The sequence below is a fragment of the Rhodococcus sp. LW-XY12 genome (assembly GCF_019317345.1).
In the GTDB taxonomy this organism is placed as follows: domain Bacteria; phylum Actinomycetota; class Actinomycetes; order Mycobacteriales; family Mycobacteriaceae; genus Rhodococcus; species Rhodococcus pyridinivorans.
On the sequence record NZ_CP079225.1, the window covers coordinates 351,506 to 378,314 of the forward strand.

25 protein-coding genes and 2 pseudogenes are annotated in these 26,809 nt (G+C 67.2%); 15 read left to right on the plus strand and 12 right to left on the minus strand.

Features of this window, described 5'->3' with window-relative positions:
- Nucleotides 1–65: 65 nt before the first annotated feature.
- Nucleotides 66–1,031: an oxygenase MpaB family protein gene (locus tag KXC42_RS01670; RefSeq protein ID WP_039586675.1), complete on the minus strand. Its 966-nt coding sequence runs from the start codon at nt 1,029–1,031 to the stop codon at nt 66–68.
- 4 nt (nt 1,032–1,035) lie between these two features.
- A complete protein-coding gene (locus tag KXC42_RS01675) occupies nt 1,036–2,571 on the minus strand; it encodes an aldehyde dehydrogenase family protein (RefSeq protein ID WP_064061161.1) in 1,536 nt (511 codons plus the stop codon).
- Between the two features lie 130 nt (nt 2,572–2,701).
- On the opposite strand from KXC42_RS01675, the gene KXC42_RS01680 reads away from it, so the two are divergent.
- Both KXC42_RS01680 and KXC42_RS01685 read left to right on the plus strand, forming a co-directional pair.
- Complete coding sequence (locus tag KXC42_RS01680) at nt 2,702–3,451, plus strand: GntR family transcriptional regulator (protein ID WP_219129850.1); 750 nt, start codon at nt 2,702–2,704, stop codon at nt 3,449–3,451.
- 80 nt (nt 3,452–3,531) lie between these two features.
- Complete coding sequence (locus KXC42_RS01685; RefSeq protein WP_064061160.1) at nt 3,532–4,389, plus strand: oxygenase MpaB family protein; 858 nt, start codon at nt 3,532–3,534, stop codon at nt 4,387–4,389.
- Nucleotides 4,390–4,455: 66 nt separating this feature from the next.
- Here KXC42_RS01685 and KXC42_RS01690 read toward each other — a convergent pair whose 3' ends face one another.
- The 3 genes and pseudogenes from KXC42_RS01690 to KXC42_RS01700 form a co-directional block, all read right to left on the minus strand.
- Nucleotides 4,456–4,932 (minus strand): DUF4334 domain-containing protein, encoded by a 477-nt coding sequence (locus KXC42_RS01690; protein WP_219129851.1) that lies wholly within the window; start codon nt 4,930–4,932, stop codon nt 4,456–4,458.
- Nucleotides 4,933–5,152: 220 nt separating this feature from the next.
- Nucleotides 5,153–5,590 (minus strand): annotated as a pseudogene (locus KXC42_RS01695) (alcohol dehydrogenase catalytic domain-containing protein); the annotation flags it as partial.
- The gene (locus KXC42_RS01700; protein ID WP_039586666.1) at nt 5,587–6,864 is read right to left on the minus strand and encodes a TetR/AcrR family transcriptional regulator; all 1,278 of its coding nucleotides are present in this window, start codon (nt 6,862–6,864) and stop codon (nt 5,587–5,589) included. The gene KXC42_RS01700 and the pseudogene KXC42_RS01695, both read right to left, overlap by 4 nt.
- A 255-nt stretch (nt 6,865–7,119) precedes the next feature.
- Here KXC42_RS01700 and KXC42_RS01705 point away from each other — a divergent pair, with 255 nt between their 5' ends.
- The 3 genes from KXC42_RS01705 (at nt 7,120) to fadD5 (ending at nt 10,790) form a co-directional block, all read left to right on the plus strand.
- A complete protein-coding gene (locus KXC42_RS01705) occupies nt 7,120–8,109 on the plus strand; it encodes a nitronate monooxygenase family protein (RefSeq protein ID WP_006552461.1) in 990 nt (329 codons plus the stop codon).
- On the plus strand, nt 8,106–8,885 hold the full coding sequence (locus KXC42_RS01710; protein ID WP_039586665.1) for an enoyl-CoA hydratase: 780 nt from the start codon (nt 8,106–8,108) through the stop codon (nt 8,883–8,885). Before KXC42_RS01705 ends, KXC42_RS01710 begins: the two co-directional genes overlap by 4 nt.
- A 306-nt stretch (nt 8,886–9,191) precedes the next feature.
- Nucleotides 9,192–10,790, plus strand: a complete 1,599-nt coding sequence (fadD5, locus tag KXC42_RS01715) for a fatty-acid--CoA ligase FadD5 (RefSeq protein WP_219129852.1) — start codon at nt 9,192–9,194, stop codon at nt 10,788–10,790.
- A gap of 251 nt (nt 10,791–11,041) precedes the next feature.
- On the opposite strand, the gene KXC42_RS01720 is transcribed toward fadD5, so the two are convergent.
- Entirely contained in the window at nt 11,042–12,190 is a 1,149-nt protein-coding gene (locus tag KXC42_RS01720) for a hypothetical protein (protein ID WP_219129853.1), read from the minus strand.
- On the minus strand, nt 12,190–13,125 hold the full coding sequence (locus KXC42_RS01725) for a metal-dependent hydrolase (protein ID WP_064061147.1): 936 nt from the start codon (nt 13,123–13,125) through the stop codon (nt 12,190–12,192). The genes KXC42_RS01720 and KXC42_RS01725 overlap by 1 nt, the downstream gene beginning before the upstream one ends.
- Before the next feature lie 233 nt (nt 13,126–13,358).
- On the opposite strand from KXC42_RS01725, the gene KXC42_RS01730 reads away from it, so the two are divergent.
- From KXC42_RS01730 to KXC42_RS27685, 4 genes and pseudogenes are all read left to right on the plus strand, one after another.
- A complete protein-coding gene (locus KXC42_RS01730) occupies nt 13,359–14,018 on the plus strand; it encodes a TetR/AcrR family transcriptional regulator (RefSeq protein ID WP_033097919.1) in 660 nt (219 codons plus the stop codon).
- Nucleotides 14,015–14,494: a rhodanese-like domain-containing protein gene (locus tag KXC42_RS01735; protein ID WP_006552455.1), complete on the plus strand. Its 480-nt coding sequence runs from the start codon at nt 14,015–14,017 to the stop codon at nt 14,492–14,494. The genes KXC42_RS01730 and KXC42_RS01735 overlap by 4 nt, the downstream gene beginning before the upstream one ends.
- A gap of 203 nt (nt 14,495–14,697) precedes the next feature.
- Nucleotides 14,698–15,009: pseudogene (locus KXC42_RS01740) on the plus strand (alpha/beta fold hydrolase); the annotation flags it as partial.
- The gene (locus KXC42_RS27685) at nt 14,901–15,152 is read left to right on the plus strand and encodes a hypothetical protein (RefSeq protein WP_033097918.1); all 252 of its coding nucleotides are present in this window, start codon (nt 14,901–14,903) and stop codon (nt 15,150–15,152) included. The pseudogene KXC42_RS01740 and the gene KXC42_RS27685, both read left to right, overlap by 109 nt.
- A gap of 4 nt (nt 15,153–15,156) precedes the next feature.
- On the opposite strand, the gene KXC42_RS01745 is transcribed toward KXC42_RS27685, so the two are convergent.
- The 3 genes from KXC42_RS01745 to KXC42_RS01755 are packed head-to-tail and all read right to left on the minus strand — an operon-like array spanning nt 15,157 to nt 18,045.
- Nucleotides 15,157–15,867, minus strand: a complete 711-nt coding sequence (locus KXC42_RS01745; RefSeq protein WP_006552453.1) for a type 1 glutamine amidotransferase — start codon at nt 15,865–15,867, stop codon at nt 15,157–15,159.
- Entirely contained in the window at nt 15,860–17,113 is a 1,254-nt protein-coding gene (locus KXC42_RS01750) for a Mur ligase family protein (RefSeq protein ID WP_024102795.1), read from the minus strand. Before KXC42_RS01750 ends, KXC42_RS01745 begins: the two co-directional genes overlap by 8 nt.
- Nucleotides 17,008–18,045 (minus strand): EamA family transporter, encoded by a 1,038-nt coding sequence (locus KXC42_RS01755; RefSeq protein WP_006552451.1) that lies wholly within the window; start codon nt 18,043–18,045, stop codon nt 17,008–17,010. The genes KXC42_RS01750 and KXC42_RS01755 overlap by 106 nt, the downstream gene beginning before the upstream one ends.
- Before the next feature lie 72 nt (nt 18,046–18,117).
- On the opposite strand from KXC42_RS01755, the gene KXC42_RS01760 reads away from it, so the two are divergent.
- Entirely contained in the window at nt 18,118–19,014 is an 897-nt protein-coding gene (locus KXC42_RS01760) for a LysR family transcriptional regulator (RefSeq protein WP_039586658.1), read from the plus strand.
- A 22-nt stretch (nt 19,015–19,036) separates the two neighbouring features.
- Here KXC42_RS01760 and KXC42_RS01765 read toward each other — a convergent pair whose 3' ends face one another.
- Entirely contained in the window at nt 19,037–19,411 is a 375-nt protein-coding gene (locus KXC42_RS01765; RefSeq protein WP_006552449.1) for an SHOCT domain-containing protein, read from the minus strand.
- Nucleotides 19,412–19,644: 233 nt separating this feature from the next.
- Nucleotides 19,645–21,456, minus strand: a complete 1,812-nt coding sequence (gene leuA, locus KXC42_RS01770) for a 2-isopropylmalate synthase (protein WP_039586656.1) — start codon at nt 21,454–21,456, stop codon at nt 19,645–19,647.
- Nucleotides 21,457–21,676: 220 nt separating this feature from the next.
- Here leuA and KXC42_RS27030 point away from each other — a divergent pair, with 220 nt between their 5' ends.
- The 5 genes from KXC42_RS27030 (at nt 21,677) to KXC42_RS01795 (ending at nt 26,806) form a co-directional block, all read left to right on the plus strand.
- Entirely contained in the window at nt 21,677–22,174 is a 498-nt protein-coding gene (locus tag KXC42_RS27030; RefSeq protein ID WP_257605972.1) for a DUF4185 domain-containing protein, read from the plus strand.
- Between the two features lie 78 nt (nt 22,175–22,252).
- Nucleotides 22,253–23,518, plus strand: a complete 1,266-nt coding sequence (locus tag KXC42_RS01780; RefSeq protein ID WP_019290241.1) for an aspartate kinase — start codon at nt 22,253–22,255, stop codon at nt 23,516–23,518.
- Between the two features lie 2 nt (nt 23,519–23,520).
- Nucleotides 23,521–24,582 (plus strand): aspartate-semialdehyde dehydrogenase, encoded by a 1,062-nt coding sequence (locus KXC42_RS01785; RefSeq protein WP_071936173.1) that lies wholly within the window; start codon nt 23,521–23,523, stop codon nt 24,580–24,582.
- Between the two features lie 143 nt (nt 24,583–24,725).
- Entirely contained in the window at nt 24,726–25,304 is a 579-nt protein-coding gene (locus tag KXC42_RS01790) for a TetR/AcrR family transcriptional regulator (protein WP_064061142.1), read from the plus strand.
- Nucleotides 25,301–26,806, plus strand: a complete 1,506-nt coding sequence (locus KXC42_RS01795; RefSeq protein WP_094979549.1) for an NAD(P)/FAD-dependent oxidoreductase — start codon at nt 25,301–25,303, stop codon at nt 26,804–26,806. Before KXC42_RS01790 ends, KXC42_RS01795 begins: the two co-directional genes overlap by 4 nt.
- Nucleotides 26,807–26,809 lie beyond the last annotated feature (3 nt).

The following is a 26,809-nucleotide window of genomic DNA, read 5'->3' on the forward strand; positions in this document are numbered from 1 at the left end:
CTGCACCCCGGTGGTGAAACCGGAATGCGGGGCCGCCCCTCCTGTCCCCCAGGTCTGTCGGTGCGTCAGTGTTCGACGCCCAGATCGTTCGGACGGTAACCGAGGGGGTAACCCGGATACGTCCGGTTGGTGGCGTTGCCCGCCGACAGCGACACGCGTCGCTTCGGCAGTCGCCGCACGAACGCCGACCGTGCCCGCAGCGCGCCCTCGACGATCTCCGTCACCTGCGGTGAGCTCTTCGGGAAACCGAACGCCGACGCCATGCGGTCGTCGATCAGCGCGAAAACGACCTTCTCGATGCCCTTGTTCAGCACCTTCGGGTACCACGACTGGAAGAGGTGCAGCGTGTAGGTGCCGATGGCGTGGTTGTCGTCGCTGTAGGTGAACTTCTCGCGCTCGTATTCGAGCTTGAACCGGTGGAACTCCTGGAACGACTCCGGGATGTCCTTGATGCCCATCCGGATGCCCACCTGGCGGTAGAAGTAGAACGACGCCAGCCGCTCCTTCGGGTGCAGGCGACGCCACCCGTAGCGGTCGATCCAGTCGAGCGGGTCGTACACGAAGGTCGACAGGACGTACAGCATGTCGTCGTTGTCGATCGAGTACTTGCCGTGCATCCGGTTGATGTTGCGCAGCGACTCGCGTCCCCGCTCGGCGTCGTAGCCGTGCTCGACCAGCTCGGCCATCAGCAGCGCCGTGTCGTCGTACCGCTTCTGCGGCCGCTTCTCGAACTCGCCGGTGCGGGCGAGCAACTCCGAGATGCTGGGCACACAGTACGTGCGGAAGAGGGCGAACTCGAGCGACCGCTGGTAGTCCCACGGGAACTCGTAACCGGCGGTGATCCGCACGATGTCCTGGTGCTGCGTGACCGGGTCGAGCTCCTCGATCACCTCGACCCAGCCCATCCGCCCACGCTTCGGGTGCGGGTCCCTGTTCGGGGGTGGGAACGTACCGGCCTTCTCGATGCGTGCCTCGGGCTTCGCGACGACGGCGGCCTTTCGGCTGCGAGTGCGCGGGGGAGTGGTCGTCATCGGCTCACCTTCCGTGCATGAACTGGAGCATCGCTCGCGAGATTTTCAGATCGCGCTCCGGACGCTCGAGGCTCATGAGTTTGAGCGGCGAGCTGAACTTCGCCACCGTGACCGACTTGGGACGGCTGAACTCGCGCAGGCCGTCGGCGCCGTGGATGCGGCCGAAGCCGGACTCGCCGATGCCGCCGAAGGGCAACGAGGCGATGGCGGCGAAGCCGAGCACCGAGTTGACCGACACCATGCCGTTGCGCAGGCGCTCGGCGAGCTGACGGCCTTTCTTCTTGTTGCGCGTGAAGATCGACGCACCGAGACCGTAGTTCGTGCCGTTCGCGCGTTCGACGGCCTCGTCGAGGTCGCGAACCTTGTTGACGACGACCGTCGGGCCGAAGGTCTCCTCGCACACCGCGGCCGAGGTCTCGGGCACGTCGGTGAGGATGACGGGCTCGACGATGCGCTCCTGCACCGAATCGAGTCCGCCGAGGACGGCCTTGCCACCGGACTTCAGGGCGTCCTCGATGTGACTGCGCACGATGTCGACCTGGCGCGGAAGCGTCATAGGGCCGTAGGTGGAGTCCTCGTCGCCGCCCGGCTTCGCGCGCCGGACGGTGGCGGTGAGCTTGTCGAGGAACTCGCGGTAGACAGGCTCCTCGACGTAGATGCGCTCGACGCCCGCGCAGGTCTGGCCGGCGTTGCCGAAGGCGCCGAAGGCGGCGAACTCGACGGCCTCGTCGATGTTCGCGTCGGCCGCGACGATCATCGCGTCCTTGCCGCCGCATTCGGCGACGAGCGGGGTGAGCGACTCGGCGCACACCGCCATGACCTTGCGGGCGGTGGGGCCGGAGCCGGTGAAGGCGACCTTGTCGACACCCGAACGCACGAGCGCCGAACCCGTCTCACCGAGACCGGTGATGACCTGGAAGACCGGCTGGGTGGGGGCGATCGAGTTCCACTTGTCCTCGAGCCACTTCGCAACACCGGGGGTGAGCTCGCTCGGCTTGAAGACGACGGCGTTGCCGGCGGCCAGCGAGTAGGCGATCGAACCCATCGGAGTGTACACGGGGTAGTTCCAGGGGCCGATCACGCCGATGACACCGAGGGGCTTGTACTCGAGGGTTGCGGCCTGGTTGAAGCTCGCGACGCCCGAGGGCACCTTGCGGGGCCTGAGCACCTTCTTGGCGTTCTTGGCCGCCCAGTCGAGGTGCTCGACCGCCAGCATGACTTCGAGGAAGGCGTCGCCGAAGGGCTTACCGGTCTCCTTCGCCACCACCGATGCGAGCGAGGTCGCGTCGGATGCGATGGCCTTCTTGAACTCGAGGAGCCAGTCGCGGCGGCCGCGGAAGCCCTGCGCCTCCCACCAGCGCGCGGCGACGCGGGCGCGCTCGACGGCCGCGCCCACGGCGGCCTCGTCGGCGACCGGATACTCGGCGATCACCTCGCCGTTCCGGGGGTCGAGGCTGGCGAAGGTGTCGGTGCTTGCTGCCGTGGATGCCTTGTCCGAGCTGCTCTTCGCGTTCTTCGGACTGGTGAGGTTCTGGGTCATGTTCGACACTTCCTGGTGAACCACATCACATATATTTGATGTGATAGCTGTAGTGGACATCACATTAGGCGTTCGCGGGACAATTGGACAACCCCCGTGCGCAGTTGTCCGGATTCCTACAGGAGACACGATGGCGGCACCGACACGTAGCCCCGGGACAGCGGCGGATCACGCTGCGGCATCCCGACGTTCGGAGAGGGCCGTACGGCGCCGTCCGCAGCTTTCCGACGAGGTTGCCGGTCACCTCCGCGGCTCGATCATGTCCGGCGTGTTGCGTCCGGGCGACTTCATCCGGCTCGACGAGACCGCCGTCGAACTCGGCGTCAGCGTCACCCCGGTCCGGGAGGCGCTGCTGACGCTGCGCGGGGAGGGGATGGTCGAATCCGCCCCGAACCGCGGCTACCGGGTCTCGCCCCTCACGCGCGGCGACATCGACGACATCTTCTGGCTGCAGGGACAGATCGCCGTCGAGCTCGCGCTCCGAGCGGCCGACCGTGCCACGCCGGCCGACCTCGAGCGTCTGGCCGAACTCAACGAGAGGCTGCGCAGGCTCGTCGCTGCCCCGGAGGGAGTGACACCCGACATCGAGCGGATCGCCGACGCGGAGTTCGACTTCCATCGCGAGCTCAACTGCATCGCCGACAGCCCCAAGCTCGCGTGGTTCCTCAACACCGCCGCGCGCACGATTCCGTACCGCCTCTACGCGCGCGACGCCGAGTGGGGAACGCTCGCCATCCGATCGCACACGAAGCTGATCGAGGCGATCGCCGCGCAGGACCACAGCGAGGTGATCACGCAGACGCTGGTGCAGTTCGAGGACGCGGCCGCGCGTCTGGTCGTCCACCGCGAGCGAGCGGGTGTCGATTCGCCTCCCGGATAGGCACTTGCATATCTGAGTACGGGTGTGCACAATTTGTATGACAGTGCTGCACCAGTGCTTTCACCGTCAGGAGACCTCCGATGACGACCCACGCCGAAGAGCGCGTCCCCACCGTCACCACCGACGAACCGGTGGCGACCCCCGCTCCGCTTCCGGCGGGCTCGGTCGAACTGGCCGACTTCGTCGGAGAGTCGATGCTCCTGCTCGGCGCCGGCGCGACGGTCCTCCTGCAGCTGGCATCGCGCGGTGTCGGGCACGGCGTCGCCGATCACAGCACCACCCTGCAGCGGCCGCTCGACCGGTTGCGCACCACGATGACCTACGTCTACGCGGTCACGCTCGGTACTCCCGAGGAGAAGAAGCAGATCGTCCGGATGGTCAACAAGGCGCACGTCCCGGTGCGCTCGGAGACCTACAACGCCTTCGATCCCGAACTCCAGTTGTGGGTCGCCGCAACGCTGTACCGTAACGGTGTCGACATGTACCGGCGGATGTTCGGGCCTGTCACCGATGCCGACATCGAATGCATCTACCGCCAGTCCGCGGTCTACGGCACGGCCCTGCAGGTCGAGGACGACATGTGGCCGAAGACGCGGGAGGAGTTCGACAGGTACTGGGACGAGATGATCGCGACCTTCGAGGTCGACCGGAAGGTGCGTTCGTTCACCCGCGATCTCCTCACCGGCGGTGACGCCCCGCTTCCCGTTCGCGCCCTCGTGCCGCTGCAGCGCTTCATGACGATCGGTCTTCTCCCGCAACGCATGCGCGACGAATTCGCGCTGCCGTGGAGCCCGCGCGACCAGCGGCGCTTCGACCTGTTCTGGAAGGTGGTCCCGCCGATCTACCGCGCGGTGCCCAGGCCGATCCGACAGCTGTCGGCCACCTACTACCTCAACGACATGCGCCGCCGGATGAAGGCGCACGGACACGTCATCTGAGCTCTCCGCCGAGAACGTCGAGTGGCCGGACGCGCGTCCGGCCACTGTGCGTTTCCCGTCCGACGGTCACACGGCGGTGTCGCGTTCGAGACCGAACCAGTAGTGCTCGCCGTCGTCGAACACCAGCGAGCCCTTGCCGTTCATCACCCCGACGACGGTGTCGTCGTCGACCTTCTTGAAGTGGTCGAAGACCGGCATGCCGTCGTAGACCATCGTCGCCGTCATCTCACCGCGGAAGACGATCTCCCACAGGCTCGCTTCGCCGCGTCCGGTCTTCGTGTCGGAGAACAACTCGCCGTCCTCGCCGTAGCACACGAGCGGCTGGACCTCGGACAACGACGCGAACGTCTTTCCGTACCACCGCGACCTGCCGAGCAGTGTGTGGGTGCGGTGCCCGGTGTCGAAACTGTAACCCTTCCACCGGTATCCGACGAGATCGTCGAGGCGTGCCGGAGCGAGATGCTCCCAGAGGGCATCGAGTTCGCGAGGATCGATCCGGTCGGTGCGGGCGCGCAGTTCCTCGAGTCGCTGGACGACGTTCATGTGTTCCCCCGGATGTCGAAGGTGAGTACGGCTCTGATGATCTCGCCGGAGTCGACAGCGGCGAGAGCGTCGTCGAGTTTCGTGAAATCGAAGGTCTGCACGAGTTCGTCGAGCGGAAAGTGCCCGTCGCGCCACGGCGCGGCCAGCTCGGGAAGGAGACACCGGGGCTGGTCAGCGACGACAGTGCCTGCCGGATCACGGATTCGGCGCCCACGGACTCCACCGTATCGCCGGCACCACCGCCGGTGAGGCGACGCAGATGGCGTCCGAGGTCGTCGTGATCGTCGGGGGAGAGGACCTCGGTGGCCCCGAGCGATCGCGCGAGCCCGTGCCGTCGTGGATCGGGGGCGACGAAGATGATGTTCTCGCACAAGGAAATCCGTTCTGTCATCACCGCGGCCGTGCCGACGGCGCCGAGATCGAAGACGACGATCGTCGAACCCTGTTCCGTGACGACTCCGACACCCTCGTGTCCCGGTACGACGGGCCTCGGGACGGGAACGCCTCCCGCGGCGGCGGTGAGGTCGGTGTGGCAGATCCCGACCCCGTGGATCTGTACGAGCACTTCGTCGTCGCGCAGTTCGGGCACGGTCACGGTCTCGAGCCTCAGCGGTGCACCGTACTCGCGGAGTACCGCTGCGGCCCTGGTGCGGGTCATCCCACCGCCTCCGGCGAACCGGTGTCGCCGAGCAGTACCGAGAGCATCAGTTGCTGCACCCTGCGCTGCCGGGAGGGGGTGGGCAGGAAGTGCACGAGGTTGCCGGTGTCGAGCACGAGGTTGAGCGCGGCGTGCACGAGGAAACGGCATTCGACGGCGGGCAGCTCGGGGCGGAGCTCCCCGACCAGACGGGCCCATTCCTCGATGTTGAGCCGCTGGATGTTCCGCAGGTCGCTGCGATGGTGCGCGGGCAGGTTGCCGATCTCGGCGAAGTACACCGACATCAGTTCGCTGTTCTCGAACGACATCCGGACGTACGCCTCGGTGAGGACGTCGAGGGCCTGCGCGGAGGTCGTCGAGTCGGTGAGCGTTTCGCCGATGATCATCGCGACGCGATCACCGGCCCGGTGGAAGGCGGCGGCGAGCAGATCGGCCTTGCTCGCGAAGTGACGGTAGACGCCGGACGCGTTGATACCTGCCGCAGCACCGATCTCCTCGATGCTCACCTCGTGATAGCCCCGGGCGTCGAAGAGCAGCACGGCCTCGTGCAGGAGGACCTCGCGCTTGTTCGCCACGGACAACCCGCCCGGCTCGGGAGTCGGTGCGGGTTCGTCGATGTCGGGCACCAGGTCGGTTGCCGCGACCGCTGTGCACGCGTCGAGCAGCAGCTGCTGCAGGCGCCGGTTGGACAGCGGAACGCGGTGAGTGGTGATGGAGCCGATGACGCTGAGCATCGCGCTGCTGAGCAGCACGTAGTCGTCGTCGGTGAGATCGGGCCGCAGCCGCGCGGCCGTGCGGGCGAGATGGCGGTTGAGTGCCCGCGTCTTCGAGCGGATCTCGCTGTGGTCCTCACCCGTGAGGTAGCGGCGTTCCCAGCGGTACAACCCGCCCGTCCGGCGGTTCTCGATCGTGGTGCGGATGAGCGCGAGGAGTTTGCGTTCGAGCTCCTCGGCGGCGGCGAGTCCGGTGGCGTTCGCTCCGCTCTGCTCGTCGAACTCCGCGAGGGCGGCGCCGAGGGCGTCGGCGAGGGTGACCACGGCGTGGTGGAACAGGGCGTACTTGTTCGGGAAGTGCCGGTACAGGGCGGGGCCGGAGATGCCGACGGCAGTGGCGATCTCGTCGATGCTCACGCCGTGGTAGCCGCGTTCGCTGAACGCCTCGGCCGCGACCGTGGCGATCTGTGCCTTGCGGTTCTTCGGCCGGCGCCGCACGGTGGGGGTCGGGGTGCCGGTCTTGGCGGCTGTGCGTGCCCCGCCCTGCGCTTGTTCGGGCACCCTGCCTCCTCGTCGTGGATCCTGTTGCCGGCCGCGATGTCGCGGTGAATGTTCGTCGGCCTCAAAGGTAACAGTCGAACCCCCCTGCGGAGAAACACTACTTTTGGGTAAGAATTGCCAAAACTGCAGGGCAGAACGTATTGACAAACCAGCACCCAGACCGCAAAGTTAGCACCAATTCTCCAGCTGCGTCACCGCTGGGCGCATACGGAACCGTCACGACAGCGGCACTTTTCGAAGGACCGAGGAGGACTCGTGAGAACCCGATTCACCGAGATTTTCGGGGTGGAGCATCCCATCGTCCAGGGAGGCATGATGTGGGTCGGCCGCGCCGAACTCGTGGCCGCCGTGGCGGAGGCGGGAGCGCTCGGCTTCATCACTGCACTGACCCAGCCCACCCCGGAGGATCTCGTCCGCGAGATCGAACGGACACGCGAACTCACCGACAAGCCGTTCGGCGTCAACCTCACCATCCTGCCGTCGATCGATCCGCCGCCGTACGCCGAGTACCGCCAGGCGATCATCGACTCGGGCGTGAAGATCGTCGAGACCGCCGGCTTCAACCCGGCCGACCACCTGCCGCACTTCAAGGATGCCGGCATCAAGGTGATCCACAAGTGCACGAGCGTGCGGCACGCGGTCAAGGCCGAGCGCATCGGCGTGGACGCCGTGAGCATCGACGGCTTCGAGTGCGCCGGGCACCCGGGCGAGGACGACGTTCCGGGCCTGATCCTCATCCCCGCCGCGACGAGCAAGCTCAGTATTCCCGTGATCGCGTCGGGCGGCATCGCCGATTCCCGCGGGCTCGTGGCGGCACTCGCGCTCGGCGCCGACGGTGTCAACATGGGCACCCGCTTCATGTGCACGGTCGAATCGCCCGTGGCCCACGAGGTCAAGGAGCAGATCGTCCGCAACACCGAACTCGACACGAAGCTCATCTTCCGCACGCTGCGCAACACCGCTCGTGTCGCCACCAACGCGGTGAGCGAAGAGGTTGTCGAGATCGAATCGCGCGGAGCCGAATTCGGCGACATCGCCCACCTGGTCGCCGGCGCCCGAGGCCGCAAGGTCTTCGAGGACGGCGAACTCGACGCCGGCATCTGGACGGCCGGGCAGAGCCAGGGGCTCATCCACGACATCCCCACCGTCGGAGAACTGGTCGACCGCATGGTCGCCGAGGCGGAGGCCATCATCACGGGTCGCCTGAACGACATCGCCGGTGCAGATCGGGCGGTGCGCGCATGACCTCGACCACCACCGAGAGCCTGCGGTCCGAACTCGCCGACGGCATCCTGCGACTGACCATCACGCGTCCGCGCCGGATGAACGCGATCGACCTGACCACGATGAAGACGCTGAGCGACGCGGTGAAGGCGGCCGGCGACGACGAACGCGTCCGTACGATCGTCGTCACCGGTGAGGGATCGGCGTTCTGCACGGGCGCGGACCTGGCTGCGGGAGCGGCGGATCCGCAGGACCCCGGTGTCGTCATGGACACCGCCAACGAGCTGGTCCGGACGATCGCATCCGTCCCGGTGCCCGTCGTCGCGGCGGTCAACGGTCCCGCGGCGGGCGTCGGTGTCTCGATCGCCCTCGCGGCCGATCTCACCTACGCGGCCGAGAGCGCGTACTTCCTGCTCGCCTTCGTCAACATCGGACTGATGCCCGACGGCGGCGCGAGCCTGCTGGTTCCGGCCGCGATCGGGCGGGCCCGGGCCGCCGAGATGGCACTGCTCGGCGAGCGGGTGTCCGCGCAGGACGCCGACCGGTTCGGGTTGGTCGCCCGCACCCTGCCCGACGCCGAACTCGCCGCGCACGTCGACGCCGTCGCCTCGCGGACCGCATCCGGTCCGCGACGTGCCCTGGAACTGACGAAGCGGGCCCTCAACGCCTCGACGCTCGGCGAGCTCGACACGGCGCTCGCGCGGGAGAAGGACGGTCAGGTCGAGCTCCTCGGCTCAGCCGACTTCGCGGAGGGTGCCATGGCGATGCTGGACAAGCGTCCCGCTCGCTTCGCCTGACGGGACGATCCTTCCCGGCATGGTTCTAGGAGGATCGACAAGGAACTTTCCGGACGGGAGCAGGAACCGACGTGCTCGTCGAACACCCGCTCCCGTCCGGTGAAACCAACGCTCTACCAGTGTTTTCTGCCTCTTTCACCCGTTCTCGCTCGGCGACGACGCCTGGAGCGAGGCGGTCCGCATTCGTGGAATCTCCGTTAACAAAAGCTCTGGCCCAAACCGTTCCGGGTCTGTAATGTGCCTCACACATCGACGGCTCGGAACAGGCCGTGCCCGCACTCCCGCCACGTCACGAGAGGATCATCGATGGTTCCCCCCTCTGTCGTTTCCGAAGCGGTCGGCTCCGACGCCACCCGCTTCCGTAGCAACAACTGGAACAATCAGGTGGCGCGCCACGCCCTGATGATTCCCCATCGCACGGCCTTCCGATTCCGCGGCGAGACCATCACCTGGTCGCAGCTGGACACGCGTGTCGAGAAGCTCGCCGATGCACTCTCGCGTCGCGGCATCGGCTTCGGCGACCGCATCATCATCCTCATGCTCAACCGTCCGGAGTACGTCGAGATCGTGCTCGCGGCCAACGCCCTCGGTGCCATCGCCGTGCCGGTGAACTTCCGCCTCACCGCGCCCGAGGTCGCCTTCCTCGTGGGCGATTCCGGCGCCACGGCGATCGTCGCGGAGGGGCCGCTCGTCCCGCTCGCCGCCGCCGCGCGTGGCCAGGCGGAGGGCATCGAACTGTCCATCACGGTCGGAGTCGAGCCGGAAGGCGACTCGCTCTCCTACGAGGCACTCGTCGCCGAAGAGGGCGAACCCCACCCGCCGGTGGAGATCCCGAACGACACGCCCGCGCTCATCATGTACACCTCGGGCACGACGGGCCGGCCCAAGGGCGCCGTGCTCACCCACTCCAATCTCGAAGCGCAGTCGCTCACCTGCATCCGGGCCTTCCGTCTGTTCGACGAATCGGGCATCGGTTTCTGCGCGTCGCCGATGTTCCACATCGCGGCCCTCGGCTCGATCGCGCCGAGCCTGATGCTCGGCACGCCCACCGTCATCCACCCGGTCGGCGCCTTCGACCCGGAGGAACTGCTCGACGTGCTCGAGGCCGAGAACGTCACCAGCCTGTTCCTCGTGCCGGTGCAGTGGCAGGCGATGTGCGCCGCGCAGCAGGCCGAGCCGCGGAAGTTGAAGCTGCGCAACATCTCCTGGGGTGCGGCGCCGAGCTCCGACACGATCCTGCGGGCCATGGCGGAGACCTTCCCCGATGCCTTCAACGTGGCGGTCTTCGGCCAGACCGAGATGTCGCCCATCACCTGCGTGCTCGACGGCGACGACGCCATCCGCAAACTCGGCTCCGTGGGCCGGGTCATCCCCACAATCCAGGCGCGTGTGGTCGACGACGAGATGAACGACGTCGCTCCCGGTGAGGTCGGCGAGATCGTCTACCGCGGTCCCACCATGATGCGCGAGTACTGGAACAACCCCACCGCTACCAGCGGGGCATTCTACGGCGGATGGTTCCATTCCGGCGACCTCGTGCGCGTCGACGAGGAGGGCTTCGTCTACGTCGTCGACCGCAAGAAGGACATGATCATCTCGGGTGGCGAGAACATCTACTGCGCCGAGGTGGAGAACGTCCTGTTCGGGCACCCCAAGGTGCTCGAGGCCGCGGTCATCGGTCGCCCCGACGCGAAGTGGGGCGAGGTGCCCGTCGCCGTCGTCGCGCTGAAGCCCGGCAACGACGACCTCACCCTCGACGAGCTCCAGCCGTACCTGGACGAGCACCTCGCACGGTACAAGCACCCCAAGGAGGTCGTGATCGTCGACGCCCTGCCGCGCAACGCGAGCGGCAAGGTCGTCAAGGGTGAGCTCCGCGGCGGTCTCCCCGCCGTCGCCCAGGGCTGATCCCCGGCTCACTCCTCGTACGAACGAACGGGGACCGGACCACTGCGGTCCGTGTCCTCGTTCGTCGTCGTTCGGCGCCTGATCGGTGCGATCACGCGGTGGGACCACAGCGAGGGAAGCGTCGTCGAACTACCGGCAGAAGCTGCGGGAAGGGCCGGACGATGACACCTTCCGCCGCTGTGACCTCCGATGCCATCAGGACGTGAGGAACGTCGTCGTGCCGGAGGGACGCACCGACGCGACCCGCTTCGTCAGGCCTCGGTGAGCGTCTTCGCCGCGGTGTCGTCCGGACTCGTATCGGCCTTGCGCGGGACGGTGAAGGTCGCAGCGACACAGGCGATTGCGACCGCGAAGCATGCGACGGTGTACCACAGGCTGCCGATCGGGTCGCCTGCCTCGGTGACCCCGTCGACGGCGGAGAACCAGTCGGGCAGAGCACCGATCCACAGCACGGCCATCACGACGAGATAGGCGACGGCGTACCAGCGGACGAGGTCGTTCGAATAGGGCCGATCCGTGGGTGTGCTCCGCAGCCGGGACCACTGGCGTGAGAGCACGTAGATCGCCACGATCGACAGGATCACGAGTTCGGCGGCGTAGATCGTGGCCCGCACAGTCGTGCTGCCCATGCCGATCACGGTCGCCGGTGCCGGCAGGATCACCACACCCACGGACGCGAGTAGTCCGACGGTGATCGTGCGCCAGGTCAGTTCGAGCCCGCTGAAGGTGCGCCCGGCGTCGATGTGGCGGCCGACGAAGAACTGCGCGCAGAATGCGAGCGACATCGGCCACAGGGCAGCGAAGACCACGACGCTCGGGAGCGGAACGGAGTCGAAGAAGGGCTGGTTGATCGGGTTGTCGAGCGACCACTCCCACCACCGCAGCTGCGGTCCGAGGTGATCGAAGATCTCGTAGAAGGCGTGGTGGACGAAGCCCACGCAGACGGCGCCGACGACGGTGCCGTACTGCCGGAACACCCCGAGCATCCGAACGATGTCGAACGCGATCGTCGCCATCATCGGGTAGATCGCGATGATGTACAGCGGCAGGCGTCCCCACAGGAACTCGACGGTGAACACGTTGTGCGCGAACATCGTGTCGAGGTAGTCCTCCACGCCGAAGGCGTCGGGGAAGTACAGCAGCGGTTCGATGATGAACAGGAACGCGAGGGTGCCGAGCCAGACGACGAGGTTCGTGGCGTCACCGGTGCGCCGCAACCGGACGATCGCGTACACGAGCATCAGCACCGCCCCGAGCACGATGGTCAGCTCGAGGACGGGCAGCGTCCAGTTCTCCAGCTCGAACGGACTGCGCAGTTCGAAGATCCCCCCGGCTTCGTCGCACGAGAATCCGAGGCGGGTCGAGAGGTCCTCGAAGGTGGGCGAGCACAGGTCCGACATCAGTTGTTCCTCCCGCCCACGGTTTCCGCCGTGTACCAGTGCGAGACGTCGTAGCCTTCGTCGAATCGACGGAACCACACGTCGGCGAGGGCCGGCAGCTTCTCGTGGTCGGGATTGTGCTTGGGCATCTGGCTGCGGATGATGCCCACCAGCGCGACGAGCTGTTCGCCGAGCGGCAGGACGTCGAAGGCGCGCGGCATCGGGCCGTGATCCTGGTACTGGAGGAACGGCAACCGGCGCCGCAGGTTCTGCTTACGGCGGTGCGACGCGAACATCGACATCGTGTCGATCTTCCGTTCCTCCAGCGGCACATGCTTGTTGAAGCCCTCGCACGCGATGGCGATGACGTCGAGCACGTGCTTGAACACCGAGGGGGCCTGCCGCATGCGGTACAGATCGCTGCCGACCACCGCGTCGAAGATGATGAGCGCCGAACTGCGGTGTTCGACCTCCTCGACGAAATGCCAGATGAACAACGAGGCGACCCGGTCGTCGCCGGGGCGGAAGAGCGCCGCGTCGTTGTCGAGCATGAGCTTGAAGACGGGAGTGAAGGTCGCCTCGAGATCGGCGGTGTACGCGAGGCGGTATTCGGGGGAAGTCTCGGCGGTGAGCTTGTCGAAGGCGCCGATGACGTCGTCGAGCGTCTCCTGCAACTCCGGATAGCTCTTGATCAGTCCCTTCACGTGCTGCCGGTGGGCGGTGGAGTGCTGCCCCTCCTGGTACATGAAGGCGTTGGCCTCTTCGAGGACCTCGGGATCGGTGATGCGCGGGGTGATCTCGCGGATCATGTTGACGATCATCTTCTCGAAGCCGATCGCGAGGAACGAGACGGCGTTGGCCATGCTCGAGAAGGCCGGGTTCTCCTCGTTCCACAGGAACGGCACGTCGTAATCCGCGAATGCGAAACGCATCTTGCGGACCTGCAGGTTCGTCATGGGGCGGTACCTCGTCTCGTCGACGCCGGGCTGGCTGGGGACCTGTTTCGGGACACGGTCGGGAGGACCTCTAACGAGCCGGGAGGCCCCGATCGACGTGACCATACACGAAATGCGTCATGTGTATGATAGGTGTCCCATTCGCCCGCGGGAGCCCGTTTCGCACCACATCCACCGAGGTCGGCTGTGTTACCGTCGGGCCTTCTCCAGGCGACGGCTCGAGGAAGCGCGAAGTGGCACGTAGACGTGGGTGGGGTGGGAGTCCTCCCGCCGACGACGAAGAGGCGTCGCAGCGGATCGTTGCCGCTGCCGTCGACCTGATCGACCGGACCGGCGCGGAGATCAACATCGCCGATGTGGCCCAGTCCCTCGGGGTGATCCGCCAGACGGTCTACCGCTACTTCCCCAGCGCGGACGCCCTCATGCGTGCGGCCGCCATCGCCTCGGTCGAAGGATTCCTGGAACGACTCACCCGGCAGGTCGCGGGACTCGACGATCCGGTCGAGGCCATGACCGAAGGTGTGGTCTACACGCTCGCGGAGGTGCGTCGCACCCCGCATCTCGGCATCCTGCTGTCGAGCACCTATTCGAACCCGCATCCCGAAGCGATCGCCTCGGAGGAGGCGTGGATGTTCGGCATGGCGATGATCAAGCGGTTCGACGTCGACTGGGAGGAACACGGCTACGACGACGACTCCCTCGCGGAGCTGGTCGAGTACGTGCTGCGCACGATGCAGTCGTTCTTCGTCTCGCCGGGAACCCCGCCACGCTCCGACGACGATCTGCGCCGCTACCTGCGACGATGGATGGGTACGGCGATGCTCGCCCAGCGGGAGTGGGATTCCGGCAATCTCGCGAAGCGCGACTGCTCTCCCGTAGAGTCCGGCTCGTGACGAACGAGCAGCAGATCAGGCGTGCCGATCGTACGCGCGACGGCGATCCCCAGAACGTTCCCCGCCCGCTGGAGGGTGAAGCCGACCGCACGGTGGTGGAGACGACCTGGGGCGAGGTGCAGCCGATGCAGGTGGCGGCGGGCGTGGCGACCGTCGGTGAACTCGAGGTGATCGAACTGCTCGACCGGGGCGCTGCGCTGGTGGACACGCGGGTGCCCGATTCCCGGAGCGGGGTGAGCCTCCCCGGTGCCGTGAACATCCCGCACGAGGATATCGTCGAGAGGAGGGGTGAGCTCGACCCCGCCCGGACGACGATCGTCTTCTGCAACGGTCCCCAGTGCCCTCAGTCGCCCGATGCGATCCGGAAGCTGATCGATGCCGGATATCCCTCGTCCGCGCTCGCCTATTACCGCGGGGGACTGCACGACTGGGCGACTCTGGGATTCCCCCTCGCCCCGGTCCGGCCGGCGTCGTGAAAAGGGCTTGCGTTCGCACTGTGATGTAGCTAACATCGAAGGTGCGAATCGAGCTTATGAGACGTCCGCGGACGACAGAGAGAAGCTCGTGAAGCAGAGATCCGGCCCGGAGAACGCGTAAAGCGAATCACCGGGCCGAACCCCTGTTCAGGGGAGGTTTCGGGGCCGATCGCCGCGACTGCAGCAGGGGTTGCACAGGGCGTCTGGGAGGCGGTCGCGCCCCACTTGCACGCCGCGGGGTTCGCACCTTCGCCCCGGATCAGCGCGGCTACTCGCCCGGCGCCCCACCACCCCGCCGCCGTGACTACGGCCTCGACCTGCTCGTCGGCGACGTCGCGGCGCTCATCGAGTCGGTACCCGGTGGTCGCGCGCACGTTGTCGGCCACGACTGGGGAGCCGCCGTCGCGTGGGTGCTCGCGGCGCATCGTCCCGATCTCGTCCGCACCGTGACGGCGGTGTCCGTTCCGCATCCGACGGCGTTCATGCGCTCGTTCTTCACCAGCGGGCGATCGGATCCGCCGGGGTCGACGCGACGGCCCACTACGTCAGTGGGCCGTACCGACGGGAAACGCTCGTCGGTACGAGCCACTGGATTCCCGACGAGGAGCCGGAGAAGCTCGCGCGGCTGGTCCTCGAACACATCGCCGCGCACGGTTGATCACTCAGGCGCGCAACCGTTCCTGCCGCAGCAGATCGACCTCGGGCAGATCCAGCGGCGGCAGCGAGTCGACTCCCAGAGCGCGCATCAGGAGATGATCGGCGAGCTCGGGATTGCGGGCGAGCACGGGACCGTGCAGATAGGTGCCGATCACCGAACCCTGCACGGCACCTTCGAGTCCGTCGCCCACGCCGTTGCCGACACCGCGGTCGACGCGGCCGAGTCCGGTGGCATCGGACCCGAGAGTCGTTCCACCGCGGTGGTTCTCGAATCCCGTCAGCGGCTGGGTGAGGCCGGAGAGGGTGGGGCGGATGACAATCTCGCCGATCGCGCGGGTCTGCTGCGGCGAGGTGGTCGCGTCGAGGATGCCGACACCGTCGACGCGTTCGCCCGAGGACGTCTCGTACCAGTGGCCGAGCACCTGGATCGCGGCACAGATGGCCAGCACGGGCGCTCCGCGCTCGGCGGCGCGCTGCAGACCCGGATAACGCTGCAGGTGCCGCGTGGCCAGTCGCTGCGCGGCGTCCTCGGCACCACCGAGGGTGTAGAGATCGAGGGACTCGGGGACGGGATCGTTCAGTCCGATCTCGACGATCTCGGCGTCGTGACCGCGCATCCGCAGGCGCTGGCGCAGCACCAGGGCGTTGCCTCCGTCGCCGTAGGTGCCCATCACGTCGGGCAGGACGAGTCCGATGCGGACGGTCGACTCAGACATGGGCAGCTCTCCTGGCGATGGCGGTGTTGAGATCGCGGAACGCGGTGTAGTTGGCGAGCACCTCCACGCGGCCGGGAGGGCACGAGGCGATGGCCTTCAGCGGATCCGGCACCAGCGTGTGCTCGACACCCGCGTAGGTCAGGCGGACGGCGAGATCGGTGCCGCGTTCTCCGGCTGCCACCACCTGCACGCCTTCGAAGTGTTCGAAGCGGACGTCCCACAGCCACGACAGGTCCTCACCGTCGGGCACCTGACCGTTGACGGCGATCACCAGGCCGTCGACGGTCGGGTCGATCATCGACAGGGCCTCCTGCCAGCCGGCGGGGTTCTTAGCGAGCAGCATGTGCACCGAATGCGGTCCGACCTGCACCGTCTTGTAGCGACCGGCGACCTCTTCGACGACCGAGGCGGCAGCGACGGCCTTCGCCGGATCGGCACCGAGGGCGACGGCGGCCGCGACCGCCTGGGCGGCGTTGCCCCGGTTGGCGCGACCGGGGAGGGTCAGCTTCAGCGGGAGGACGAGGCCGTCCGGTCCGTACAGGTTCTCGTCGTCGACCCACCAGTCCGGTGTCGGCCGGGCGAAGTCGGAGCCGGTGCTGTACCAGTGGTCGCCTTCGCGAGCGATCGGCTCGCCCGTGCGCGGGCAGCTCACCGAGTCGTTGGCCCAGCCGGCGCCGGCGGCGACCCACACGACGTTCGGGTTGTCGTAGGCGGCGGACGTGACGAGCACGTCGTCGCAGTTCGCGACGATCACGGCGTCGGGATGCCGCTTCAGGCCCTCACGCAGCTTCCGCTCGATCATGTTGATCTCGCCGACCCGGTCGAGCTGGTCGCGGGTGAGGTTGAGCAGCACGATCGCGCGGGGCTCGAGGGCGTCGGCGACGTGCGGGGTGTGGAGTTCGTCGACTTCGATCGCGGCGAGCGGCGCCCGGAGATCGGTGGCGAGCGCGGCGACGATCCCGGCGTCCATGTTCGCGCCGTCCGCCTGGGTGACGACCGAATCGATCGTCTCGAGCGCGGCGGCCGTCATACGGGTCGTTGTGGACTTGCCGTTCGTCCCGGTGACGAGCACGGTCTGCCGGCCGTGGCCGAGCTGCTTCATCAGTGCCGGGTCGATCTTCAGGGCGACGAGCCCTCCGATCATCGAGCCCTTACCGCGTCCGGCCTTCTGGGACGCCCACGCGGCGGCTCGGGCTGCGCGCAATGCGAGCCGTCCACGTGCGGTGATTCCTGTGCTGGTTCCCACGTCGGCGAGTGTTCCACAGGCGCGGGAGCGTTGTGTCGCCGGAGGAGCGTCCTGCTCGTCACACTGCGGTGTCCGCCCTGGGCGGCGAGGGCTCCGACGATGACGATCACACCGCCGATCAGGGAGGACGGTGCCGGTCGCTCGCCGAGCGTGATCCACGCGACGGTGAACCCGACGACCGGCACCATGAGGGAGAGCGGCGCGACGGCCCCGGCGGGATAGCGCGACAGCAGCGAGGCGTAGATGCCGGTGCCGGCGATCGTGCCCGCCAGGACGACGTAGATGAGTCCGGCCAGCGCCAGGCCCCCGTCCACGGTGGTGACGGCGGTGCCGAGGGTGGACCAGACATGCGGGCCCTCGGCGAACCAGGAGATCCCGAAGAAGGGGAGCACGGGCACGACGCACATCCACAGCATCAGGCGCATGGGGTCGGCGGCGCCCGCTTTGCGGGTCGCGATGTTGCCGACCGCCCACGACAGACCGGCGAGCACGGCGAGGGTCATGGGGAGCAGGCTCGCGTCCGCGACGCCCTGCCCCACGGCGACGATCACCATGCCGGACACGGCGACGACGAGACCGGCGAGGCGGACACCGTCGAGCCGTTCGCGCAGGAACAGTACGGCGAGCAGGACCGTGAAGGGCGCGGACGACTGCAGTACGAGCGACGCGAGGCCCGTGGGTAGACCGGCCTCCATCGCCCAGAACAGGAAGGCGAACTGGGCGAAGCCGAACCCGGCGCCGTAGAGCAGGAGCCAGCGCAGGGGAACGGCGGGTCGCGGGACGAACAGCAGGACCGGGACGGCGATGATCGCGAAGCGCAGTCCGGCGAAGAAGAACGGCGGGAAGTGGTCGAGGCCCAGTCTGATCGCGAGGAAGTTGCATCCCCAGAGCACCACGACGGTGAACGCGAGCAGACGGTCCCGGAACGACATGCCGTCAATTCTTTGCGCAGGAAACAATCAGGACAAGCGAATGTTCCTGAAGAAAGTGTGTAGTTTTACTACATGGATGTCGTGCGATTGCGAATACTGCGCGAACTCGCCGACCGCGGAACCGTGGCTGCGACAGCCGCAGCGTTGTCGATGACACCGTCAGCCGTCTCGCAGCAGCTCAAGGTGCTCGCCCGGGAGGCGGGAGTGCCCCTGCTCGAACCCGACGGCCGACGCCTGCGGTTCACCGACGCGGGTCGTGCGCTCGTGGTGCGCACCGACGAGGTGCTCGACGCCCTCGACCGGGCCGCCGACGAGATGACCGCCTATGCGCGGTCGCCCCGCGGACGGGTGCGCGTGGCGTCGTTCCCCTCCGGGGCAGCACTCCTGCTGCCGGCCGTGCTCGAGGCGGCCGGGGCGATCGGCGTCGAGTTGGACGTGAGCGACGAGGACGTCCCGGCCTCGGCCGCGCCCGCACTGCTCGCCGACTACGACGTGGTGCTCACCCACCGCGACGAGCGTTCGGCTCCGCTGTCCGGTCCGCGTGTCCACGTCGAGACGCTCATGCGCGAACCGATCGATGTCGTCCTCCCTCCCGGGCACCGGCTCGCGGCGCAGGACCGCGTGCAGGTCGACGAACTGGTGGGGGAGCACTGGATCAGCGTGCGGGGTGGATTCCCCGTCGACGACGTGTTGCTCTCCGTCGCGGCGGTGACGGGCATCCGTGCTCGGGTTGTGCACCGCATCAACGACTTCCGTGTCATCGAGGAACTCGTCGCGGCGGGGCACGGGGTGGCCCTGCTGCCGCGGTACTCGGTTCTGCATCCCGCCTTGGTGCGCCTGCCGCTGGCCGGTGTACGTGCGGCGCGGCTCTACGAGCTCGTCACCCGCCCGGGAGCGTCGCGACGGCCAGCCGTGGGTGCCGTGCTCGACAGCTTCCGGACCGCAGCGGCACGGAAGCTGTCGATGTGAACGAACGGGTGGTCGCGCGGGATCAGGCGAGTGCCTTGGCCTTCAGTGCGTCGAACTCGGCCTGGTCGATGACACCCTCGTCGAGCAGCTTCTTCGCGTCGGCGATGTGTTCGGCGGGCGACTTGCCGGCGACCGAGCGGATGTAGTCGTCCTGCACGGCCTTGTACTGCGCGGCCTCCTTCGCGGAGCGCTCTGCCATTCCGGTGCCGTGGACGATCAGATAGATCAGGCCCGTGAGCCACGGGAAGACGAACAGGAAGACGATCCAGATCGCCTTGACCCAGCCGGACTGTTCGCGGTTGCGGAACAGATCCCCGATGATCATCCACAGCATGATGAGGTACGCGATGAATGCGAAGCAGACGATGATGTACCAGATGATGTCCATGAATTCCATACGCACACTCCGGGTTCGAGCAGAACGACTCTGCGGGACGAGAATTGCGGAAGCCGACGGATATCACCCCTGAACGGGTTCGTTCTCGTCGAACATTCGGAACTGTATCTTTCCGGAGAGTGCGGTAATTGCCCGAAACGGTATTTGCGAGATGAATTGTCGGGGTGAAAATCCCCGAAAACGACGAATGCGGTGGACCCTCATGGGTCCACCGCATTCGGTTCGGAGACGGATCAGCGGTGCGAGCGGTTCACCGCGGAGACCATCGCGCGCAGCGACGCCGTGGTGATCGACGGGGCGATGCCCACGCCCCACACCAGGACGGTCGTGCCGTCGGGACGCGTGACGTCGGCCTCGACGTAGGCCGCGGCGTTGGCGTCGTCGCCGGCGGACATGGCGTGCTCGGCGTAACCGCGAACGGCCACCTGGTAACCCAGCGACTCGAGGGCGTCCACGAAGGCCGCCAGCGGGCCGTTGCCGCTGCCGGAGATCTCCTTCTCCACGCCGTCGACCTTCAGCACGGCGACGATGCTGTCCTCACCGTCGTCGGTCTCGGCCGCGGTGACCTTCTGCCGGATGCGCTCGAGCGGCGAGACCGGGGCCAGGTACTCCTCGTGGAAGATGTCCCACATCTCCTTGGGGCTGACCTCGCCACCATCACCGTCGGTGACCTTCTGGACGGCCTGCGAGAACTCGATCTGCAGGCGACGCGGCAGGTTCAGGCCGTGGTCGTGCTTCATGATGTACGCGATGCCGCCCTTGCCGGACTGCGAGTTCACGCGGATCACGGCCTCGTAGGTGCGGCCGACGTCCTTCGGGTCGATCGGCAGGTAGGGCACGGCCCAGGTGTGGTCGTCGACGTCGACACCGGCGGCTTCGGCGTCGACCTTCATCGCGTCGATGCCCTTGTTGATCGCGTCCTGGTGGCTGCCGGAGAAGGCGGTGTAGACCAGGTCGCCACCGTAGGGGTGGCGCTCGTGGACGGGCAGCTGGTTGCAGTACTCGACCGTGCGGCGGATCTCGTCGATGTTCGAGAAGTCGATCTGCGGGTCGACGCCACGGCTGAACATATTCATGCCCAGGGTCACCAGGCAGACGTTGCCGGTGCGCTCACCGTTGCCGAACAGGCAGCCCTCGATGCGGTCGGCACCGGCCTGGTAGCCCAGCTCGGCAGCGGCGACGCCCGTGCCGCGGTCGTTGTGCGGGTGCAGCGACAGGATGATCGAGTCGCGCTTCGCCAGATTGCGGTGCATCCACTCGATCGAGTCGGCGTAGACGTTGGGGGTGGCCATCTCGACCGTGGCCGGCAGGTTGATGATCACCGGGTTCTCGGGGGTCGCGCCCAAGGTCTCGACGACCGCGTCGCAGACATCCTTGGCGTACGACAGCTCGGTTCCGGTGTACGACTCGGGGGAGTACTCCCAGCGCCAGTTGGTGTCGGGGTGGTTCTTCGCCTCTTCGAGCACCAGCTCGGCGGCGTCGGTCGCGATCTTCTTGACGGTCTCCTTGTCGGCGCGGAACACCACGCGACGCTGCAGGATCGACGTCGAGTTGTAGAAGTGCACGATCACGTTCTGCGCCCCGGCGCACGCCTCGAAGGTGCGCTTGATCAGTTCGGGGCGGGACTGCGTCAGCACCTGGATGGTGACATCGTCGGGAATCGCGCCGTCCTCGATGATCTCGCGGACGAAATCGAAATCGGTCTGGCTCGCGGACGGGAAACCGACCTCGATCTCCTTGTAACCCATGCGTACGAGCAGATCGAACATGCGCCGCTTACGGGCGGGGCTCATCGGGTCGATCAGAGCCTGGTTGCCGTCGCGCAGGTCCACGGCGCACCACGCCGGGGCGCGATCGATGATCTTGTCGGGCCAGGTGCGGTCGGGCAGCGAGATCGACTCGACTTCCTCGGCGAACGGCCGGTACCGGTAGGTCGGCATCGACGAGTTCTTCTGCTTGTTCCACGACGGCTGGTCGGCCGGGGCCGGCTTGCTCGGCGGGGTGATGGTGCGCGAGCCGGAGGTGAAAGCGTCGGCGGGTGACATGACGTAACTCCAAAGAGAAAAGGGGACCTGTGGGCCCAGATCGAATATCGACCGGCGCGTCGAAACCCCGCGACGGGAAGCCGGTCTGGTCAGATCCCGCCGCGGCGGCCGAGGAGAAGCACGCGCTGCATGCCCTGCAGTGTATCGCGCCATACCCCACCTCGACCAAGTGGCACCTCCCACACGCATGCGTTCCGTGTGACCGGGCAGCGGTGATGTCGTGACCCGATCGATACGAACGCGCCTGACAGCGGTACCTGCACTGCTCGCACTCGGACTCATAGCGGTCTCCGCCCCCCGCGGCGCACGCCCAACCCTGCGACTCGGGAACTCCCCGGCTCGGGTTCGGGCTCCGGATCCTTCGGCACGGGATCACCGGCACGGGATCATCAGGACCGCGGCTCGGGGCACTCCCGCGAACGGTGCAGCAGCTGCCACACCGGACGTGCCACCCGCCGTCGGGGAGATGTCGGTGCAGTTCCTGGGCGGTGAGTTCGTCATGCTCTACGGCAACGAGGCGAACGGCACGATCGAGATGAGGACGTCCGCGAGACCCGAGGGGCCGTGGAGCGAGGCTCGCGTGCTGGTCACCCACCGTGAGATCGGTGGTCTCTACGCTCCGTTCATCCACCCGTGGTCCACGGATACGGACCTCTACTTCACCGCCTCGCGGTGGGGCGACTACAACGTCATGCTGTTGCGCACGACACTTTCCTGAGACGCCCCGGGTCGATGGAAGCCGCGGTCGGTAAGCTGGGCCACTGGACTTGTTCCCGAGACCCGGAGGTTGGCCAGCGTGGCACTCGTCGTCCAGAAGTACGGAGGATCCTCGGTCGCGACGGCCGAGCGGATCCGGCGCGTCGCTGAAAGGATCGTCGAGACCAAGAAGGCGGGCAACGACGTCGTGGTCGTCGTCTCGGCCATGGGAGACACGACCGACGAACTCCTCGATCTCGCACAGCAGGTGTGCCCGGCCCCGCCGGCCCGCGAGATGGACATGCTCCTCACCTCCGGTGAGCGCATCTCCAACTCCCTCGTCGCGATGGCGATCCACTCGCTCGGCGCCGAGGCCCGGTCGTTCACCGGTTCCCAGGCCGGCGTGATCACCACGGGCAGCCACGGCAAGGCGAAGATCATCGACGTCACCCCCGGCCGCGTGCGCACCGCCCTCGACGAGGGCAGCATCGTGCTGGTCGCCGGCTTCCAGGGTGTGAGCCAGGACAGCAAGGACATCACGACTCTCGGTCGTGGCGGTTCGGACACGACCGCCGTCGCACTCGCCGCCGCGCTCGACGCGGACGTCTGCGAGATCTACACCGACGTCGACGGCGTGTTCTCCGCGGACCCGCGCATCGTCAAGGACGCGCAGCGCCTCGAGAAGGTCTCCTTCGAGGAGATGCTCGAGCTCGCCGCGTGCGGCGCGAAGGTTCTCATGCTGCGGTGCGTGGAGTACGCCCGCCGCTACAACGTGCCCGTGCACGTTCGTTCGTCGTACACCACCAAGCCCGGCACCATCGTGTCCGGATCGATGGAGGACATCCCTGTGGAAGAGGCCCTGATCACCGGCGTTGCGCACGATCGCAGCGAAGCGAAGATCACCGTCGTCGGTATCCCCGACACCCCCGGTTACGCCGCCAAGGTGTTCCGCGCCGTCGCCGACGCCGAGATCAACATCGACATGGTGCTGCAGAACATCTCGAAGGTCGAGACCGGCAAGACCGACATCACCTTCACCTGCCCGAAGAGCGACGGCCCGCGCGCGGTCGAACTCCTCACCAAGCAGCAGGGCGACATCGGCTTCACTCAGGTCCTCTTCGACGACCACATCGGCAAGGTCTCCCTCGTCGGTGCCGGCATGAAGAGCCACCCCGGCGTCACGGCCAAGTTCTGCGAGGCCCTCGCCGACGCCGGCATCAACATCGACCTGATCTCGACGTCGGAGATCCGCATCTCCGTGCTCGTGGATGACAACGAACTCGACGACGCCGTGCGCGCTCTGCACGCGGCATTCGAGCTCGGCGGCGACGAAGAGGCCGTCGTGCACGCAGGAACGGGGCGGTAATCGTGACCACCAATCAGGCGAGCGAAGCGACGGGCAAGACCATTGCGGTCGTAGGCGCCACGGGGCAGGTCGGTATCGTCATGCGCACCCTGCTCGAGGAGCGCAACTTCCCGGCCGACACGGTTCGGTTCTTCGCGTCGGCCCGCTCGGCCGGCAAGAAGCTACCGTTCCGCGGTGAGGAGATCGTGGTCGAGGACGTCGCGGCGACCTCCGACGAGGATCTGAAGGGCATCGACATCGCGCTGTTCTCGGCCGGTGGCACCCTCTCCAAGGAACAGGCTCCGCGCTTCGCGGCCGCCGGTGCGATCGTCGTCGACAACTCGTCGGCATGGCGCAAGGACCCCGAGGTTCCGCTCGTCGTCAGCGAGGTCAACCCGGAGCAGGTGAAGAACCCACCGAAGGGCATCATCGCCAACCCGAACTGCACCACGATGGCCGCGATGCCGGTGCTCAAGGCACTGCACGACGAGGCCGGACTCCAGCGCCTGATCGTGTCGAGCTACCAGGCGGTCTCCGGTAGCGGACTGGCGGGCGTCGAGGAACTCGTCGGCCAGGTGCGTGCCGTCGCCGACGAGGCCGACAAGCTCGTCCACGCGGGCGACGCCGTCGACTTCCCGGCCCCGAACAAGTACGTCGCGCCCATCGCGTTCAACGTCGTGCCGCTCGCCGGCTCGATCGTCGACGACGGAACGGGTGAGACCGACGAGGACCAGAAGCTGCGCAACGAGTCGCGCAAGATCCTCGGCCTGCCGGACCTGCTCGTGTCGGGCACGTGCGTGCGCGTTCCCGTCGTGACCGGCCACTCGCTGTCGATCAACGCCGAGTTCGAGCGGCCGCTGTCGGTCGAGCGTGCGCAGGAGCTGCTCGCGAACGCTCCGGGCGTCCGTCTCGTCGACGTGCCGACCCCGCTCGCCGCAGCGGGCGACGACGTCTCGCTCGTGGGCCGCATCCGTCAGGATCCGGGTGCTCCTGAGGGCCGCGGTCTCGCGCTCTTCGTCTCGGGCGACAATCTGCGCAAGGGTGCTGCTCTCAACACCATCCAGATCGCTGAGCTGCTCGTCTAGGCGACCTTCCGGCCTTCTCGACGGAGCGGGTGGACCTCTTCGGGTCCACCCGCTCCGTCGCGTTTCGGGCCTGATTCGGTATACCCGAGAAATATTTACAAGCAGTCTGGACTGTTTGTTGTTTTCCCGTTACGCTGCGGTGCGTGATCCAGGACACTGCGCCGAACGGTGGTCGCACCCAGGCGCAACGCACAGCCGCGACGCGAGCCAAGCTGCTCGACGCCGCGGTCGACTCGCTCGTCGAGCATGGCTATTCGGGAACCAGCACGCAGGGCATCGCCAAACGTGCCGGAGTCTCGCGAGGCGCCCAGCTCCACCACTTCCCGACGAAGGAGAGCCTTGTCGTCGCGGCGGTCGGGCACCTCGTCGACAGGCGGCTGCAGGAGATCCTCGAGACACGACCCGATCCGGAGCACGGCTTCGAAACGCTCATGGATGCCTTCTCCGGCCCGCTCTTCGCCGCAGCGCTCGAACTGTGGGTCGCGGCGCGGACCGATCCGTCCCTGCACGAGGCGATGATCCCGCTCGAACGCAAGGTGTCGGACGCGCTCCGCACGGGTTGCCTGGAGATCATGGGCGACCGGGTCTCGCCCGACCACATCGACCTCAGCATCGAGATCGCCCGGGGCTTCGCCGTCTCGGCCCTGATGCGTACCCCCGAATCCGATCGAGAATTCCGGGAGCGCCTGCTCCCGGTCTGGAAGGCGCTGGTGATGAAATGAGTCTCGCACTGCTTCCCGATCACGTGCACACGCTCGTCGTCGGCGCGGGCTTCGGTGGCATCGGTATGACCGCAACGCTGTTGCGCGAGAACCCCGACGCCGACGTCCTCGTCCTCGAGCGCGGTGACGACGTCGGCGGAACCTGGCGCGTGAACACCTATCCCGGTGCCGCATGCGATGTTCCGAGCGCGCTGTACTCGTTCTCCTTCGCGCCCGAACCCGACTGGTCGCGAGCGTACGGCACCCAGGAGGAGATCTACGCGTACCTCCGCCGTGTTGCACGTGAGCAGGGCGTGACCGACCGGACGATGTTCGGGTGCGAACTGCGCGCGGCGCAGTGGGACGCCGAGCGTGCCGTGTGGCGGATCTCCACCTCCCGTGGCGACCTGACGGCCGACGTGCTCGTCGCTGCGACCGGCGCCCTCTCCACACCCACCTATCCGAAGGTTTCCGGACTGGAGTTGTTCCGCGGCAAGAAGTTCCATTCGGCCGAGTGGGATCACGACCACGACCTCACGGGTGAGCGTGTCGCCGTCATCGGTACCGGCGCGTCGGCCATCCAGTTCGTGCCGGCGATCGTCGACCGCGTCGAACATCTCACGCTGTTCCAGCGCACGGCCTCCTGGGTGATGCCCAAGCACGACCACGTCATCGCGCGGTCGGTCCGCACGCTCTACCGGCGCTTCTCCCTGGTCCAGAAGCTCATGCGCGGATTCGTGTACGGGCAGAGGGAGATCTACGTCGTCGGCATGACGAAGCCCTTCGCCCGCAAGTACCTCCTGCCGCTGTTCGAGGTCCGGGCACGCCAGGTGCTGCGCAAGAACGTGCGCGATTCTGAGCTGCGCAAGCGCCTGACCCCCGATTTCGCGATCACCTGCAAGCGGATCCTGTTGTCCAACGACTGGTTCCCGGCCATCACCCGCCCGAAGGTGGACGTGGTGTCCTCCGGTCTGGCAGCGGTCACCGAGAACGGTGTCGTCGACGACAAGGGCACCGAGTACCCGGTCGACACCATCATCTTCGGTACCGGTTTCACGCCGACGGAACCGCCGGTCGCGCACCATATCCGCGGTGGCGACGGCCGCACCCTCGCCGAGACCTGGGACGGCAGCCCCTCGGCCTATCTCGGCATCACCGTGCCCGGCTTCCCCAATCTGTTCCTCATGTACGGCCCCAACACCAATCTCGGCCACAGCTCGATCGTGTACATGCTCGAATCCCAGGCCAACTACATCTCCGACGCGCTGCGCACGATGGAGCGTCACGGCATCTCGGCCGTGGAGGTGCGCGACGACGCGGTGCGCCGCTACACCGCCGATCTCGACCCGGCGCTGAACAACACGGTCTGGAACCAGGGTGGCTGCAGCAGCTGGTACATCGACGAGAAGGGCCGCAATTCCGTGATGTGGCCGACCTTCACGTGGCAGTACCGGGCGCGGACCAAGCAGTTCGACCCGGAGAGCTACACGGAACACCGAGCGACGGCAGGAGCGGGCGCATGAAGC